The organism is Cocleimonas flava, from assembly GCF_004339015.1.
Taxonomy (GTDB): domain Bacteria; phylum Pseudomonadota; class Gammaproteobacteria; order Thiotrichales; family Thiotrichaceae; genus Cocleimonas; species Cocleimonas flava.
In genome coordinates, this window is record NZ_SMFQ01000003.1 from 258,195 (window position 1) to 276,343 (window position 18,149).

Below are 18,149 nucleotides of genomic sequence, written 5' to 3' on the forward strand. Positions count from 1 at the left end.
GACGCTAAAATCCGCACCCAATGAATAAAAAACTTAAACGTACGCTAACTTCTTTATTTCCTGTTGAAGAAGGTAGGACTGGCTCTTGCAACAATTGTGGCGCATGTTGTCATTTGCCTTATCGTTGTGTTTTTTTAAAGACTGCCGAAGATAATAAAGAATACTGCTCTATCTACACTGTGCGCCCACCTAACTGTCGTAAATTCCCGCGTACCGCAGAAGAACATCAATTGGTTGAAGATACCTGTGGCTTTGAGTTTAAAGACAGCAAAATAGTAGTAGAAGCTAGCAGCGGCAATAATACTAAATAAACAGTAAGGCAGCCCCCTACTTACAGGCGTATTTTTAGATAAGTAATAAATTACACAGTACTAGCCACTAGCATTAACCACTAGATAAAGCTCTTCAACAAAAATCTTATTCAATAAAAAGGCCCTATCAAATGACAGGGCCTTTTTTATTAATAGCGATAAAACTACCGTTGAAGGTAATCCTTAACTAGAGAGTATCTACAGTTAAACCAGCGTTATAACTATCGAAATATTCATCTAACTGTTCGTGTCTCTGGTACTCAATGCGCACATCGATATTTTCTGTCACATTATAATAGCCACCGACACCAACGAATGGATTTGTCTCTTCCACTCTTACACGTACATTATTCGATGAGACTTCGGTTCTGATTCGCTCTGCACCAACACGACCATAGATGCCCGCACGTGGAGTGAGCGGGACATAACCCACAGCAGAGAATTGGATCGCGGTTGCTTCAAACTCGCGTTCAATGCCACCTTGTGAAATGGCAGTATCGCCAAAATCGGTATAACCAAGTTCTAAAGATACGTGCTTGCCGCTGCCAATGTATTTACCGACAGCCACGTTAAAACCCGCTTCGTCAAAATCATCACCGTATTCTGCGTGCATACCGTTTGCTGCAAAATAAAAGTCATTGGCATGAGCCGTAGAAACGCCAGAAAGCAGAATCACGGAAAGTGTGGTACTCAAAAGTGTTTTATTCATAATCAATCCATTGAAAATAATAAGTCTGGTAGCATAATATCAGACATTATTATGCCTTGAATGATCAAATATCTAGCAATTTCAATGATTTGACTATTTTTTGAACAGTAGGGAGAGACTAAGTCACCCCCCTACTTTGGAGGACTTTTTTCTATTGAATCAAAACTAACGAAACAATTAATGGAACAAATAGAAAATGATAATTTAGATTAAGGCATAGATTAAGTTTAAGACTATGCCTTCTTTTGCAGAATGATTTCCTGCCATTCTTCAGGTCCAGTCTTGTGAACTGAAACACCTTTAGAATCAACAGCAACAGTCACTGGCATATCTTTTACATCAAACTCATAGATAGCTTCCATACCCATTTCTTCGAATGCCAGTACTTTTGAACCGACGATCGCTTTAGAAACCAGATATGCAGCGCCGCCTACCGCCATCAAATAAACACTCTTGTGCTTCTTGATCGCTTCGATACCAGCGGGTCCACGCTCTGCTTTACCAATCATGCCGAGCAAGCCTGTTTCAGCTAGCATTTGTTCAGTGAACTTATCCATACGTGTAGATGTTGTAGGGCCAGCAGGACCAACGACTTCATCACGAACAGGATCAACAGGTCCAACGTAATAAATGAATCTGTCTTTTAAGCTTACCGGTAGTTCTTCGCCAGCGTCCAGCATACTGGTCATGCGTTTATGTGCAGCATCACGACCCGTTAGGATCTTACCGTTAAGCAATAACACGTCGCCTGGCTTCCAGCTTTGGACTTCTTCATGCGTAATCGCATCGATATCAACACGTTTAGCGGACTCACCCGCTTCATAACTAATATCAGGCCATACACTGCTATCAGGAGGCGTTAATACCGCAGGACCAGAACCATCAAGCGTGAAATGTATATGACGGGTTGCCGCACAGTTTGGAATCATACACACAGGCAATGACGCTGCATGTGTTGGGTAATCCAGAATTTTTACGTCTAAAACCGTGGTTAAACCACCCAATCCTTGTGCGCCTATACCTAGATTGTTAACCGCATCCATAATTTCTAAACGCAATTCTTCAACTCTGTTTTGTGGACCACGATCTCGTAATTCCTGGATATCGATTTCCTGCATTAATGATCGTTTTGCAAGAACTGCTGCTTTCTCTGCTGTACCGCCGACACCAATTCCTAATACACCCGGCGGACACCAACCAGAACCCATTGTTGGAACTGTTTTAACTACCCAATCGACCAGAGAATCGCTAGGGTTAAGCATCACCATTTTTGATTTGTTTTCAGATCCGCCACCTTTAGCCGCTACCTGAACATCAATCTTGTCGCCTTTAACCATATTAAGATGAACTACGGCTGGCGTGTTGTCTTTGGTATTGGTTCTAGCGCCTAATGGATCAGCCATAATAGATGCGCGTAATTTGTTGTCTGGGTTGTTGTAAGCCTGGCGTGTTCCTTCATTCACCATTTCCTGAATATCCATCGAAGTGCTATCCCACTTCACATCCATACCCACATCAACAAAAACAGCCACAATGCCGGTATCCTGACAGATAGGTCGATGACCTTCAGCACACATACGTGAGTTCACTAAAATCTGAGTTAAAGCATCTTTAGCGGCAGGAGACTCTTCTCGCTCCCATGCGTTAGTCATGGCTCGTATAAAATCTTCACCATGGTAGTAAGAAATAAATTGCAATGCATCTGCAATACTTGAAATAAAGTCAGCTTGTTTAATTATAGTCATGGGATCTTATTAGTTTGATGATGTTAGAAAAAAGTAACGGTTAGTTAGTATGAATGTTATTGAAGTTAAAAGGTAATCTTTAGAATATACACTTATTAAATTACGCACAAAAACTTCTAAAATAACTATAGCATTAGAATTATTTCCTACACTCATAAAAAATGAATAGTGACAATAAACTCAGTATCGATCTACTAAGGCTTGTCATATCGTATCCATACATTTTGATCTGCTTTATTAGTAATGAATAGCGTACTGTTTACGACAAAGATACTTAACGTATTACAAAATGATCACTCGTTAATTTCCAAAGTCACCCCCCTACTTACAGGCATTTTTTTAAATATCAATTAACAATGAAAGATACACTATGCTAAGGCAATGAAACAAAAAATACTCATGTCATGGAGCAGCGGCAAAGACAGTGCCTGGGCATTACAACAACTGCTACAAAACCCAAACGTCGAAGTCGTCGGGTTATTCAGCACTATCAATAAAGACGCTGATCGAGTGGCAATGCATGGCGTAAGAGTCGAGTTATTAGAAGCCCAGGCAGCAAGCATTGACTTACCACTGGAAATAATTGAAATCCCCGACCCTTGCAGTAATATCGACTACGAATCGATCATGTCAGACTTCATCGAAACAGCCAAAAAGAAGCATATTGAATGTATTGCATTTGGTGATTTATACCTTGAAGATATCCGACGTTACCGAGAACATCAATTAGTTGGCACAGGCATTGAAGCCATATTCCCGATATGGGGTTTAGATACCGATAATTTGTCCAGAACACTAATAGATAATGGCATCAAGGCTGTTATAAGCTGCGTCGATTCGAAACAACTCTCAGAAGACTTTGTCGGTAGAAAATACAACACTAACTTTCTACAAGATTAACCCGAAACCACTGACCCATGTGGAGAAAACGGTGAATTTCACAGTTACGTGTATGACGCGCCAATGTTTAAACACGCTATAGAAATAACGCTTGGTAAAACATTTAAAAAAGACCAGTTTGTATACATTGATGTATTGCCCAAATAAATACACTAAAAAGTCACCCCCCTACTTTGGGGCACTTTTTTTAATGCGTTTTTGACTGTTATTTAAGATCAAATAATAGAGATTAAAGTTTTATTTATTTGTGTCTAGCTGCTTGTATCTGACCAGAGAAAATATAGGCGTTACTACAAATGTTGATATATCGACGTTTAATCAACTTGCGACTCAATTTTTACGTGTTATTAGAATCAATTCATAAGCCATATTATTATAATCTATAGTAGGTTTTCTTGAGCTTATAACAAATGTGTTCTATATAGACGCACTATATTATTATAAGAAGCAGGATTTTTGCATGACTGATAAACAATCGACCATTATTTATACGCATACTGATGAAGCACCCGCTTTAGCGACTCGTTCTTTATTACCTATTGTTCAGGCTTTTGCTGCAAAAGCAGATATCAATGTTGAAACACGCGACATCTCTTTAGCAGGACGAATTATCTCTAACTTTGCTGATTACTTAGCTGAAGATAAACGCATTGAAGATGCGCTTCAAGAGTTAGGTGCTTTAACGCAAGACCCTAGTGCAAATATTATTAAGCTACCAAATATCAGTGCTTCAATTCCCCAGTTAAAGAAAGCGATTGCTGAGTTACAGGCAAAAGGTTATGCCATCCCTGAATTTCCTGACGATCCACAAACGGGCGAAGAGAAAGAAATTCGAGATAGATTCAGCAAGGTTTTAGGTAGTGCGGTGAACCCTGTGCTTCGTGAAGGTAACTCAGATCGTCGTGCTCCGGCATCCGTAAAACAATATGCGCGTAACAACCCACACAAAATGGGCGAATGGAGTCAGGCATCTCAATCACACGTTGCACACATGCGCGGTGGAGATTTCTATTCAAGCGAGAAGTCTACAGTGATGGAAAATGACTGTAATTTCAGTATCGAGTTTGAAGACAAAGCAAGCGGCGAAAAGAAACTATTAAAGTCACCGGCTCCATTGCTTAAAGGCGAAGTGATCGATGCCATGTTCATGAGCAGCAAAGCACTTCGTGCGTTTTTTGAAGAGCAAATGAACGATGCTAAAGAAACAGGCATTCTTTTTTCGCTACACGTAAAAGCGACCATGATGAAAGTTTCGCATCCCATCGTTTTTGGACACGCTGTAACGGTTTTCTATAAGCGTTTATTCGATAAGTGGGGCGACGTATTTGAAGAAGTAGGCGTTAATCCTAATAACGGTCTGGGCAATGTGTATGCGAAAATTCAAAACTTGCCACAGTCTAAACGTGCAGAAATAGAAGCAGATATTCGCGCCTGTTACATCAATCGTCCTGAGATTGCGATGGTTGATTCTGACCGTGGTATTTCTAACTTACACGTACCGAGCGATGTAATCGTTGATGCTTCAATGCCTGCGATGATTCGTAACTCGGGTAAAATGTGGGGTGCTGACGGTAAACTAAAAGATACCAAAGCGGTTATTCCTGAAAGCACTTATGCAACAATTTACCAGGAAGTGATTAACTTCTGTAAAACGAATGGTGCATTTGATCCAACTACCATGGGTTCTGTCCCTAATGTGGGTTTAATGGCACAAAAAGCCGAAGAATACGGTTCTCATGACAAAACCTTTGAATTAGAAGCCGATGGTATCGTGCGTGTTATTGGTGATGATGGTGAAGTGTTCCTTGAGCATAACGTTGAACAAGGCGATATCTGGAGAATGTGTCAGACCAAAGATGCACCTATCAGAGACTGGGTTAAGCTTGCTGTTAAACGCGCGCGTATTACCGGTGACACTACGGTGTTCTGGTTAGATCACAAACGTGAACACGATATGCAGTTAATCAAAAAAGTAAAACTGTATCTTAAAGATCACGATACAGAAGGCCTTGATATCAAAATCATGCCACCTGTAACCGCTATCCGTTACACCATGGAACGTTTGATCGAAGGTAAAGACACGATCTCTGTAACAGGTAATGTGTTACGTGATTACCTGACTGACCTATTCCCTATTTTAGAATTGGGCACCAGTGCAAAGATGCTTTCTGTAGTTCCACTAATGCAAGGTGGTGGCATGTTCGAAACAGGCGCAGGCGGATCAGCACCGAAACACGTTCAGCAGTTCAACGAAGAAAACTATTTACGTTGGGATTCATTAGGTGAGTTCCTGGCATTAGCTGAATCGCTTGAACACATGTCTGAATCTACAGATAATTCTAAAGCCCATGTACTGGCTGAAGCATTAGACAAAGCTACGGGTGAATTACTCAATAACAATAAGTCTCCACAACGTAAAGTAGGCTTGTTAGATAATCGTGGCAGTCATTTCTATCTAGCATTGTATTGGGCTAAGGCACTTGCAGAACAAGATACAGATGCTGAGTTAAAAGCACAGTTTACTGAATTGGCGAACAAACTTGTTAGCGATGAAGAGAAAATCGTTACTGAACTGAACAGTGTTCAAGCTAAAGCAGTGGATATCGGTGGTTACTACTTCCCAGACGAAGAAAAAGCAGTTGCTGCGATGCGCCCTAGCGCAACCTTCAATGCATTACTTTCTTCTCTAAGCTAAGCCAAGTTAAGCCAAGCCAAGTTAAGCCAAGCCAAGTTAAGTTAAGTTAAGTTAAGTTAAGTTAAGTTAAGTTAAGAATATTCCATAAAAACTATCCCATTACCTATCTGACTATTCAGTCAGATAGGTCTAATAAATTCTAATGTATATCTTTTAAGTCACCCCCCTACTTTTAAGCACTTTTTACCAAGCCTATATATTTCTCCTATAATCATGAAATATTAAAACAAAACAATTTTCTACCAAAGGATTTCTAATGAATTACAGGCTTTCAAAAAAGTTACATCAACGCATAATCCTATTGATCACACTTAGTTTTAGTTTGTTTGTCAGTGCATGTAATGGCGGTGACAATAAAAAACCAGAAGCCAAAGCTGCAGTGGTTAGACCGGTAAAAACAATCACGGTTAAACCCGCCAGTAATTCAATAAAGAAAACTTATTCTGCAGTGGTTTTGGCCACTCAACAAGTCGATCTTTCTTTTAGGGTATCAGGTAAATTGCAACAGTTACCGATAAAAAATGGAATGGAAGTTAAGAAAGGTGATGTCATTGCGCAACTTGATAAACGTGACTTTCAATCCAAAATCACTCAACTTAAAAGCCAGATAAATCAAGCCAATGCTCAGATGAAAGCAATGAAAGCAGGCGCAAGACCTGAAGATGTTGCCTCATTAAATTCAGCGGTAACAGCGGCTCAGGCAGAATTGAATCAAGCTCAAATTCAATTTAACCGTACCGCAGAGTTGGTTAAAAAGCAGGTAATTGCAAGAAATGAGCTGGACAAAGACCGGAGCGCCTTAACCGTTGCAAAAGCTAATTTAAACAGCAAAAAGCAAGAATTACGCAAAGGTAAAGCTGGCGGTAGAAAAGAAGATGTTTCTGCACAGGTTGCTGTCATTCAAGGCTTGCAATCGCAACTTAAAAATCTTGAAGATACTTTGGCTGATGCCACTTTACGCGCACCTTTTGACGGCAGAATTTCATCGCGTCAAGTTGAAAATTTTGCCAACGTTCAAGCAAAAGAGTCTATCGCAACCATCCAGAAAACCTCTTCTGAAATTGATATTGTTTTTAATATTCCTGCACCTGATATCGTGGTACTTGTGCCTATTAAAGATCAATTAAAGTCGACAGTTGTTCTAGATAGTTACCCAGGAAAAGAGTTTCCGGCAGAGCAACGCGAATTTTCAAGTGAGGCAGATTCAGCAACACAAACCTACCAGGGTCGTGTTGCAATCAAAACATCTGAAGGTGAGCCAATTCTTCCCGGCATGACGGGCAATTTAATTGTAACGGGTAATAGCGGCAAGAGTGATGTTTACTCCCTGCCAGTATCAGCAATTGCTTCACAACCTTCGGGACAGCCTTTCATTTGGGTTGTAGATGATGCTAACAAGGTATCAAAACGAGATGTCACAATAGGCGAAGCGTCAGGAGCTAACGTAGCTGTTTCTAAAGGTATCCAAGCGGGCGATGTGGTTGTCACAGCAGGAATATCTGCGTTACAAGACAGTATGACGGTAAAACCAATCACTGCTGTTGGAGAATAATCGCATGAATCTTGCAAAGTTTGCGATTGAAAAACGCGTAGTCAGTGCTTTATTAACACTGCTGATATTATTCGGTGGTTATCTTGCTTATACCTTGTTGCCGCGTTTTGAAGACCCTGAGTTTATCGTTAGACAGGTCAAAATAATCACGCCATATCAAGGTGCGAGTGCAGCAGAAGTTGCTGACGAAGTGACCGATGTTGTAGAAAATGCGGTACAACAATTACAAGGGGTAAAAGAAGTAAAGTCAGTATCTTCGATAGGTCTGTCAGAAGTCACTCTTGAATTTACCATTGCATCAACTAAAACCCGTCCTCAGTTAAATCAGAAATTCTCACAACTACGGGCGAAAATATCTGATATCACCAATCAACTACCTCCGGGTTCTTCACCCCCAATCGTTTATGACGATTTCGGTGATGTGTATGCACTTTATTTTGCTATTACTGGTGATGGCTATTCGCTAGCTGAAATAAAGACCTATGCAAAATCTCTACAAAAGGAATTAGTATTGGTACCGGGGGTTTCTAAAGTATTGATAGCAGGTGACCCCACAGAAGTCATTTATGTTGAATATAATCCATCCAAACTTGCTCAGTTAGGTTTCTCATCTGGGCAAGTAGCGCAATTACTCGAAGGGCAAAATCTTGTCACATCTGCCGGTAGTGTCGATGCAGGTAACACCCGTTTAACAATTCGCCCTAGTTCTGCAGTTTCATCGCTAGCAAATATCGAAGAACTCGTGATTGTAAATGCGCAAAGTGGACGCAGCTTTCGCTTAAAAGATATTGCTACTGTTAAACGTGGGGTTAAAGAACCAGAGTCAAAACTGTTATATCGAGACGGCAAACCAGCAATTGGTATAGGCATTTCGAATACCATCGGCGGTAACGTTGTAAATATGGGTGATGCTGTTAATGCCCGTATAGCGGCACTCGAAAGCCAAAGACCTTTAGGTATGGAGTTGTCTGTCATTTCTGATCAATCCGTTTCGGTACGGACTTCTGTGAATGATTTTGTCGTCAATGTGATGTTAGCTTTAGCGATCGTTGTTGGTACTTTACTGATATTTATGGGCTTGCGTAGTGGTCTGTTAATGGGTGGCATCTTGCTCGTTACTGTTGCGGGAACGCTGATCGGCATGTACTTCTATGGATTGAATTTACAACGTATTTCCTTAGGTGCACTGATTATTGCATTAGGTATGCTGGTGGATAATGCCATTGTGGTAGTTGATGGCACCCTGGTCAGAATTAAAAAAGGTGAATCTCCCAAAGAAGCTTCTATCGCCGTCGTTGAACAAACTAAATGGCCATTATTAGGCGGAACTGTTGTTGGCTTCCTCGCCTTTTCAGCGATCGGATTTTCACCAGATAACACCGGTGAATACGCTGGTTCGCTATTCTGGACGATTACCATATCACTGCTATTTAGTTGGTTGATCGCGATTTGGCTAACACCGTATTTTTGTACGTTATTCTTAAAAGCTGAAGTTGCTTCAACCAAAGTTAAGAAAGAGCATTTTATCCTGTCCGGTTATCGCAAAATCCTGACTGGTTTTCTACGTTTTCGCTGGGTAACACTGGGCTTGGTTCTTGCTCTTTTCGTTGCCGCAGTCGTTAGTTTTGGACAGGTAAAACAAGGCTTTTTTCCGACATCTACGCGTGCACAATTTGTTATTGATTACACGCTTCCTCAAGGTACAACCTTTAATAAAACCAATTCTGACTTGAATGAAGTAAGTGATTGGGTACGTAAATTAGAAGGAGTTACAGGCACAAATAGAGTCGTCGGTGGCGGCCATTTACGCTTTATGCTTACCTACTCTGCTGAAAGTGGTAATGCCGCTTATGGTCAACTTTTAGTTGATGTGGAAGATTATCAACAGATAACAGACTTATTGCCTAAAATCCAAACACACCTTGATTCGACCTACCCCAATGCAATCTCTAAAGTTTGGAAGTTTGTACTTGGCCCTGGTGGAGGCAGTTTAATTCAAGCCCGTTTTACGGGTAAAGATCCGGTAGTTTTACGAGAACTCGCCGAACAAACCAAGTCCATCTATAGCAAACAGGGTGCGATAAGTGTTAAAGATGATTGGCGTGAAATGGTTAAAGTTATCAGGCCAAAAATTAATGAGCAGAATGCACGACGTGTGGGTCTCTCACAATCGGATATATCTAAAGCTATCGATGAGTTTTTTAATGGCACAACGGTTGGACTTTATCGTGAAGCTGATGAATTGCGCTCAATTGTATTTAGACCAAATGCCGAGAACCGCAAAGATGTGAAAAATATTCGTGATATCGAAATATTTAGTCAATCATCAGGACGTTATATCCCTATCACGCAAGTGGTAGATGATTTTGGCGTGGTCTTTGAAAATGCCAAGTTACAACGTTATAACCGTTCTCTAGCGATTATGGCAGAAGCTGACCCAGCGCCCGATGTTGATGTTAGTGAAGTATTTGCAAAGATTAAACCTGAAGTAGAAGCGCTGAATTTACCTGATGGATATAAACTTGAGTGGCGAGGTCAATATGGCGATGGAAATGATGCAAATGCAGGCTTAGCGTCGACGTTCCCTTATGGTTTTGGCGCGATGATAATCGTGGTCTTTTTATTATTTAATGCCATTAAACAGCCCATTATCATTTATTTAACGGTTCCATTGGCAATCATTGGTGTTGTATTTGGACTGATCGCTTTAAGGACGCCAATGGAGTTCATGGCAATCCTTGGAATGTTAAGTCTTACAGGCATGCTGATAAAAAATGCCATCGTGCTGATTGATCAAACCGACTCAGAAATAGCCGATGGTAAAGCCCGGATGGCTGCAGTCATAGATGCGGCTGTATCTCGTGTACGCCCCGTAAGTTTAGGTGTGTTGACCACGGTATTAGGGGTTGTTCCTTTACTATCAGATCCTTTCTTTAGAAGCCTGGCTGTGGTGATTATTTGCGGCCTAAGCTTTGCAACGATTTTAACACTGATTATTGTCCCGACTTTATATGCGATTTTCTTTGGGGTTAAAAAGGATGAAGTCTAGCCTGATCAAGGAATGAGTTATGAATCTAACATTTGCCTTTCTTTATAAGTTTTTTTGGGCGGTAGTCCTGACCTTTCCGACGCTAATACTATTCTCAATAGTGATTGCTGTCTTGGGCTTAGTGGTTGGAAAGAAGGAAGGCTGGACTAACTTTGATGCAATCTACTGGGCTTTTATTACCGCCTTAACCGTTGGTTATGGCGATTTAAGACCGACTAAAAAGTCATCACGAATTTTTGCTCTGCTTATTTCAGTGATAGGAATCATGTTATTCGGTATTGTAGTTGCAATAACCGTCAATACCTTTGGAAGCTCGTTACAGGAGCATCTAGCGTCTAAATAAGTAGTTTGTTATTTAGGTGAGGTCCCCCCCCTACTTTAACAAGCTTTTTTACTAAACTATTTCAGACAAATACCAAATTAATGTCAAAACTTTAAAATACCAATAGCAAACCCATAGTAAACCAATATTAAGTACTCTCATCTGACAGTTAACTTGAACTAAAGTAGCCTTAAGTCAGACAAAGCATTACATAAATTAGCTATTTTTTTCACCATCTATTAGCAGGCTTAGTAATAGCAGGTGGGACAACTATTTTAACCAGTTATGATTTTCTAAGCGATTGATACTTACGTATAAATATTCATTAAGTATCTCTATTTGTAATCTGCTATTGTTACCAGCTTTTTGTAGCTTGCCAGCTTAAACAAGCTATATTTAATCGACTGTTTTATTTAATCAGCTATCCACTTTAATCAACTTAGAGTTTTAATGAAATTGAGTACCATAACATTTGTTTTTATCGCCTTATTGTCGCTAACCCCTTTTGCGGCTTATCTCTATAAAAACCTTGAACCTGAAAAAGTTTCAGCGGAATCCGTTTTTACGCCTGCTGCAATCAAAAATGGAACAAGCGACGCTACAAAAAGTAAAACGGCAGAAGGTAATACTCAATCATCTGTTGAGATAACAAAAATAGCTGATGATAAAGACACAGCGTCTAAGCCAAAAAAAGTTTCTATTGACGTTAAATACCCGCCAGCGCTTAATAAGACTTCACCATTAGGCATTAACACCAATGAAATCTACGAACAGGATGCCAGTATTCCCTTTGTTGATTTATTCAGAGTATCAATGCCGTTTAATGAAAACATTCGTTGCCGCAAGCAGGATCAGCCTTGCTTAACATCAGCAAAAGTAGAATACGATAAACAAGGTTGGCCGAAGAAGCTCAATGGTGGAAAAGCCGGTGTATTCTTCATTCGTAACGTCAGCCGCGAAGCTTATCCAGAAGGTAATTACACCGTGCTCTATGACGGTGAAGGCAAGATAGATTACCTACAGAATGTCGAAGTCGTGAAACGTGAAAAAGGCGAAGATACCATTCAACTTACCGCGCGCGCTGATGGATTCATGACGGCTGCATTACAAATTGTAGAATCAAACCCTGAAAAACCCTTACGCAATATTCGTATACTGTTACCGGGTGGTATTTGTCAGGGCAAACCCTTTGAGCAGGTTGCAGACTCTATTTTCTGTAAAGATTCAAAATACCTAAGCTTTAAAGATCATTACAAAACAATTCTGTTTAACCCTGATTATTTAAACTTCATGAAAGACTTTAATGTCATTCGTTTTATGCCCATGTCTGGCGTGACGCGTAATCCTGCAGTTACCTGGGATCAACGTCCTAAAATGGATAAAGCAACCTGGGGTGGCATATATGGATCACGTGGTGCACCTTTAGAAGTTCAGGTTGAATTAGCTAATCGACTTAAAGCAAATCCATGGTTGAATGTGCCACATGCCGCTGATGATAATTATATTAAGCAGTTCGCTACCTATGTGCATGAGAATTTAGACCCGAAGTTAACACCCTATATTGAATACACAAATGAAGCGTGGAATTCGAATTTCGTTCACAACGAATACATGCAGAAAATGGGCATCAAGGAAAAACTCGATCAAGATGCATTAATGGCTGGCTATAAATACTATTCCAAGCGCTCTGTTGAATTCTATGAAATCTGGGAGAAGATCTATGGTGGTCACGAGAAATTTGTCAGAGTCATCAGTGGTTGGGATACACGCCCTGATATTAGCGGCATTATTCTGGCCTACAAAGATACTTACAAGTCTGTTGATGCCTTGGCAATCGCGCCTTATATCGGCGGCAATACGCGTGGTTTCAGAGAGTCTGAGACAGTTGATGATATTTTCCATCTACTTACCGATGAGAAGTCGTATCGCTCTTTAAATAAAGTCATCGATGAAATCAAAAAGCATCAAAAACTGGCAAACGATTTTGGTGTCAGTCTGGTTGCTTATGAAGGTGGGCAAGGTTTGGTAGATTGGGCCACCAGGGATTATATGCAACACCCAAATCCACTATTCTTTGGGGCAAATCGTGATCCCCGCATGGCGGATTTATACGACACTATTTATAAAGAATGGCGTGAACTTGGGGCAGACTTATTTGTGGCATTTAGTGCGCCTAGAAGTTGTAATGCGTCTGGTTGCTGGGGATTAAAAGAACATATCCGCAAAGATCTAAAAGAGTCTCCGAAACATCAAGCCAGTCTCGACTTTATCAACACCAATGATAAGTGGTGGAAGTGGGATGAGATTAAAGCCGTGAAGAAGCCTGGCAGCAAAGAAGTAGCAAAATACCTACCGAAAACTGATCCGGATAAACCTCGAATAGTGATTCGTCCTGCTAAAGGTGATCCAAAGCATTTCTTCCGTCTGGAGAATCCACAAGCACTGAATATCTTACTGGAAGGTGATTCGTGGGATAAACGCGATATATCGGGTAAATGGCAAGTCAAATGGGATAAAGACTATTTGTATTTCAGTGCAAAAGTTTACGACAAAGAAGCTAAGAATGATTCTAAAAATCCTGAAGATGATGACTCGGTAGAATTCTTCATAGACCCGAATAATAGTCGTAGCAAAACCCTAGACAAGTCTAACGATTTTCATTTTATATTTGCACGAAATGGCAAAAAAGCAACCTTTGGAAGCGGCACTTCAAAAAACCAGAAATTAGATATTCCATTTGATGTAGAAGAGAAATATGATGGCTACGAAATCCACGCCAAGATCAAATGGAAAGATCTGGGTGTTACACCTGCCGTAAAAAATAAACTCGGCATGGATGTCGTCATTAATGACGATGATGACGGTGGAAAAAGTGATGCACGATTAGGCTGGAACACTAGAAATAGTCACCCTGTACCTAGTGATTACGGGATGATTTTAATGAGTGGCAGGTAGTCTTTTATTAGTACGATTTAATGTAAAGGCACCCCCCACCTTTGGGGCGTTTTTTTACATTGAATATATTAACTGTCTTCGATTCTTTCGAACAATTTATACCCACCATTATCTTCTGGGCTTCGTTTACCCTAAGCGCTGGCCCTTTCTGGATAACCGTGATGAGTTCGGCAAAGCATACGCCGATATCTGAATTATTCCGTCATTTCCTGATCTATCAATTATTAGGCTGGTTCCCGATCATCATGGTGATCGGTGCAATCGTAACAACCATTGGAAAATTAAATGAGGCCATCTATACCAGTCTCTATTTCATTGGTGCAGCGGTCATTTTCTACCTTGCGTATAAAACCTATCAAAGCACAATAAGCAGCAAAGCCAGTTTTAAATTTAACTGGAAAGCGATGATAGTGCTTTCGTGGACCAACCCAAAAGTCTGGCTGACTGTTCCTACCGGTGTATTGACCGCCAACTACACAGACAGTGATAGCCTGAATATTCTTATTATGTTTATTGTTGGTATCCCACTCTATTATATCGGCTTCTTTATGTGGGCGTATATGGGAAAATTTGGAGCAAAAATTGCCAAAGATAAATTCAATATTTTCAATGCCCTATTATTGTTTATCTATGGCGCTTATCTTCTTTATGAAGGTGTTTTGGCTGTAAAAGCGGCTTAGAGATAACAATGGGGAGCAAACAATGAGGATTTATAATAAATAATAGTCACCCCCCCCCCTACTTTAAGTGACTTTTCATTTTGCTGTTTAAAATGACATAAGGAACTTATGCTTTGCGGAATGATATTACGTTTTTGTTTTTAGAAAACGTAAATAGAATTTATGCAGATCTAGGCACTTTTCTTATAATCTAAAACAAACCACTTAATGAATCTATTCTGATTCGAGTAAGCGTCTCATTTCATCAAATTTTTCGCTTTCTTTCTTTTCTACTTTTGGAAACTGAGGATTCATTGCACGTAGGTTCTCAACGATTGTTCTGGCAACCTGCACTCGCATATACAGTTTATTATCGGCAGGAATCGCATACCACGGTGCATGTTCTTTGCTGGTGTGATTAATAAGCTCCTCATAGGCGTGCATATAATCATTCCACAAGGCACGTTCTTTGATATCACCGGATGAGAATTTCCAGTTTTTTTCTGGTTCGTTTAAACGGGAAAGAAAACGGTTTTTCTGCTCTTCCTTAGAGACATTCAACCAGAACTTTAGAACCAGAGTACCATTTCTGGCTAGGTGCTTTTCATAGTCATTAAAGGATTCAAAACGATTCTGCCAAAAACCTTGCAGATTCTTTTCATCCAGCGTTTCTGGTAAATCGTTCAAGCGTTGGTATTTTAGATAATCGGGATGTACTCGAACCACTAACCCTTCTTCATAATAACTGCGATTGAATATACCGATTTTACCTCTTTCTGGTGCACGAATATTACTGCGCCACATAAAGTCATGATCAAGTTCTAAAGATGAAGGTTGTTTGAAGGATGAAACCTGGCAGCCAGCTGGATTTACACGATTAAATACCGAACGTATGGTGCTGTCTTTTCCAGCGGCATCCATGGCCTGAAAAACGATCAGTAATGAGCGTTTATCTTCAGCGAATAGCTGATGTTGCAACTCAGCAAGTTCCTGCCTGAGGTCACCCAATTCTTTTTTCAGCGTTTTTTTATCTAACTCAGATTTATCAGCAATGGTTGCTGCCTCTGAAAGCTTGAATTGGTTATCTATTCCAACCTGAAAATTACTTTTAACCGCTTTTAGCATGTTGACGTCCTCAAGACTTATTTTATCTTATAGCGTGATCTACTTTTATTGTGTTTTTCTTATAACGAGAAGTTTCGTATAAGTACTTTAGTAGTTACTCAGCCTTCCATCAACCAGCGAGTAAATCTTATCCATCTTTTCAGCAAGTTGCATATCGTGTGTAACGATAACAAATGCGGTTTGCATTTCCTGATTCAGGCTTTGCATCAAATCAAATATTTGCAGCGCAGTTTTATGATCAAGGTTTCCTGTCGGTTCGTCAGCCAATACCGCATTCGGATTAGTTACCAGTGCTCTGGCTATGGCTGCACGTTGACGTTCACCACCTGAAAGTTGACCCGGCTTATGAGACAACCTTTCTGACAGTCCCACCTTATTAAGAATATCACTGGCTTTACTACTCGCTTCAGTTGTAGATGAACCTCGAATCAGTAATGGCATTGCCACGTTTTCCAGCGCAGTGAATTCAGGTAATAAGTGATGGAATTGATAGATAAAACCTAAAGACTGGTTGCGTAAATCTCCGCGTTCTTTATCACTGAGCTTGGCTATATTTTTACCCATGACATGCACAGTGCCTTCGGTTGGAAGATCAAGCCCACCCAATATATGTAGCAAGGTACTTTTGCCACTGCCAGAACTGCCTACGATGGCTATTTTTTCTCCGGCGCTAATATCAAGTGAAATACCTTTGAGTACTTCAACGTCTAACTTTCCTTCCTTAAATCGTTTGGTAAGGTTTTCACACGCAATTACCTTGTCTATTCCATTATTATCAGTTTCAGTCATTGTTTTACTCATAGCGAAGCGCTTCAGCGGGTTGGACTTTAGATGCTTTCCACGCAGGAAAAATGGTTGCCAGTATAGATAACAGGAAGGCACTGATAGAAATCAAGATCACATCTCCCCATTCAATTTTTGCATCGATATGCGTGATACCGTGAATTTCGGCATTCAATAGTTGAACATTTATCAGGTGCTCGATTCCTTGAACAATAGCGCTGACATTACTCGCAACTAATACACCCAGCAGCACACCAATGACGGTTCCGATCAATGCCAGTAATCCACCTTGCACGATAAAAACCCGCATTACTTGTGCCGGCGACATGCCTAATGTTCTGAGGATAGCGATGTCAGATTCTTTATCAGTAACGACCATAATCAAGGTAGAGACAAGATTAAATGCAGCCACACCAATGATCAGAAGCAAGACTAGAAAAAGCATGGTTTTCTGTAATTGCAAAGCTTTAAAGAATGTTGAGTGCTGGGTTGTCCAATTGGTTATAACGTAATCACCGGTAGAATTTTCAGCTATCTCTTTTGTGACTTGATTCGCCATAAATATATCGGAAATCTGGGCGCGTATTCCTGTTACTTCTTTATCCATTCCAAACAGTTCAGCAGCATCGTCCATATGAATGTAAGCAACCGACTTATCATAGATATTTAAATCAACTTTGAACGTGGCAGCGACTTCAAAATCCTTCAGTATCGGAATCAAATCATCAGGGTTTTGTGACTCTCCGTCATTCGTAAAACTCTGTTGTTTAGGACTTAACAGAGTAATCGTTTCGCCGATAGAAACATCAAGGGTTTTCGCCAGTGTTTCACCCAGTATTATTTTGTATTCACCAGATTTAAGCACATTCAAACTCACCGTCTCTGTTGTCCCTTCAGGTGTTTGAATATAACGGTTGATAGTACCAATATCTTTTTCTAAATCAGGCAAAACACCTTCCAGTAAAGTTGCCTGAACAGTATCAGCTTCTTTAAGCATCACCTGTTTTTCTATGAATGGAGCAGCTCCGGTAACCTGAGTATTTTCCAGTATCTGATTACGACGGTTTTCCCATTGGGGTAATACCCAGTCCGAATCAGAAACGGTAACGTGAGAAAGCATCCCTAAGTGACGATCTTGAATACCTTTGACGTAACCATTCATGATTGACAGAACAGTAATCAAAACAATGATACCCAACGCGATTCCTATCACTGAGGCCAATGAAATGAATGAAATAAAATGGTTGTCTTTCTTCGCCTTGGTATAGCGAAAACCGATAAAAGCGGATAGTGGCTGAAACATATACTTAAATTTCGCTCTTATTGGTTATTAAATTAATCAGT

At 40.3% G+C, this 18,149-nt stretch carries 12 protein-coding genes and 1 pseudogene; 8 read left to right on the forward strand and 5 right to left on the reverse strand.

Annotated features, from left to right (window positions below):
* Positions 1 to 20: 20 nt before the first annotated feature.
* Entirely contained in the window at positions 21 to 311 is a 291-nt protein-coding gene (locus tag EV695_RS07260; RefSeq protein ID WP_131905290.1) for a YkgJ family cysteine cluster protein, read from the forward strand.
* Positions 312 to 498: 187 nt separating this feature from the next.
* Here the strand turns inward: EV695_RS07260 and EV695_RS07265 are convergent, their stop codons facing one another.
* Positions 499 to 1,020, reverse strand: a complete 522-nt coding sequence (locus EV695_RS07265) for an outer membrane beta-barrel protein (RefSeq protein WP_131905291.1) — start codon at positions 1,018 to 1,020, stop codon at positions 499 to 501.
* A 233-nt stretch (positions 1,021 to 1,253) separates the two neighbouring features.
* A complete protein-coding gene (locus EV695_RS07270; protein WP_207907002.1) occupies positions 1,254 to 2,765 on the reverse strand; it encodes a fumarate hydratase in 1,512 nt (503 codons plus the stop codon).
* Positions 2,766 to 3,164: 399 nt separating this feature from the next.
* Here EV695_RS07270 and EV695_RS07275 point away from each other — a divergent pair.
* The 7 genes and pseudogenes from EV695_RS07275 to EV695_RS07305 all read left to right on the forward strand — a co-directional run bounded on the left by EV695_RS07275 (position 3,165) and on the right by EV695_RS07305 (position 14,918).
* A pseudogene (locus EV695_RS07275) lies at positions 3,165 to 3,812 on the forward strand (Dph6-related ATP pyrophosphatase).
* 313 nt (positions 3,813 to 4,125) lie between these two features.
* Entirely contained in the window at positions 4,126 to 6,360 is a 2,235-nt protein-coding gene (locus EV695_RS07280; protein WP_131905292.1) for an NADP-dependent isocitrate dehydrogenase, read from the forward strand.
* 256 nt (positions 6,361 to 6,616) lie between these two features.
* Positions 6,617 to 7,912 carry an efflux RND transporter periplasmic adaptor subunit gene (locus EV695_RS07285; RefSeq protein ID WP_131905293.1) on the forward strand — a complete coding sequence of 432 codons (1,296 nt, stop codon included), beginning with the start codon at positions 6,617 to 6,619 and terminating at the stop codon, positions 7,910 to 7,912.
* Positions 7,913 to 7,916: 4 nt separating this feature from the next.
* A complete protein-coding gene (locus EV695_RS07290; protein ID WP_131905294.1) occupies positions 7,917 to 10,961 on the forward strand; it encodes an efflux RND transporter permease subunit in 3,045 nt (1,014 codons plus the stop codon).
* A gap of 19 nt (positions 10,962 to 10,980) precedes the next feature.
* The gene (locus EV695_RS07295) at positions 10,981 to 11,304 is read left to right on the forward strand and encodes a potassium channel family protein (protein ID WP_131905295.1); all 324 of its coding nucleotides are present in this window, start codon (positions 10,981 to 10,983) and stop codon (positions 11,302 to 11,304) included.
* Positions 11,305 to 11,733: 429 nt separating this feature from the next.
* Positions 11,734 to 14,238, forward strand: coding sequence for a sugar-binding protein (locus EV695_RS07300; protein ID WP_131905296.1), 2,505 nt, complete (start codon positions 11,734 to 11,736; stop codon positions 14,236 to 14,238).
* A 59-nt stretch (positions 14,239 to 14,297) separates the two neighbouring features.
* Positions 14,298 to 14,918 (forward strand): hypothetical protein, encoded by a 621-nt coding sequence (locus EV695_RS07305; protein ID WP_131905297.1) that lies wholly within the window; start codon positions 14,298 to 14,300, stop codon positions 14,916 to 14,918.
* A gap of 213 nt (positions 14,919 to 15,131) precedes the next feature.
* Here the strand turns inward: EV695_RS07305 and EV695_RS07310 are convergent, their stop codons facing one another.
* The 3 genes from EV695_RS07310 to EV695_RS07320 form a co-directional block, all read right to left on the reverse strand.
* Complete coding sequence (locus EV695_RS07310) at positions 15,132 to 16,022, reverse strand: PPK2 family polyphosphate kinase (RefSeq protein ID WP_131905298.1); 891 nt, start codon at positions 16,020 to 16,022, stop codon at positions 15,132 to 15,134.
* Between the two features lie 87 nt (positions 16,023 to 16,109).
* Entirely contained in the window at positions 16,110 to 16,811 is a 702-nt protein-coding gene (lolD, locus tag EV695_RS07315) for a lipoprotein-releasing ABC transporter ATP-binding protein LolD (RefSeq protein ID WP_131906128.1), read from the reverse strand.
* Positions 16,812 to 16,815: 4 nt separating this feature from the next.
* Positions 16,816 to 18,108 carry a lipoprotein-releasing ABC transporter permease subunit gene (locus tag EV695_RS07320; RefSeq protein WP_131905299.1) on the reverse strand — a complete coding sequence of 431 codons (1,293 nt, stop codon included), beginning with the start codon at positions 18,106 to 18,108 and terminating at the stop codon, positions 16,816 to 16,818.
* Between the last annotated feature and the right edge of the window lie 41 nt (positions 18,109 to 18,149).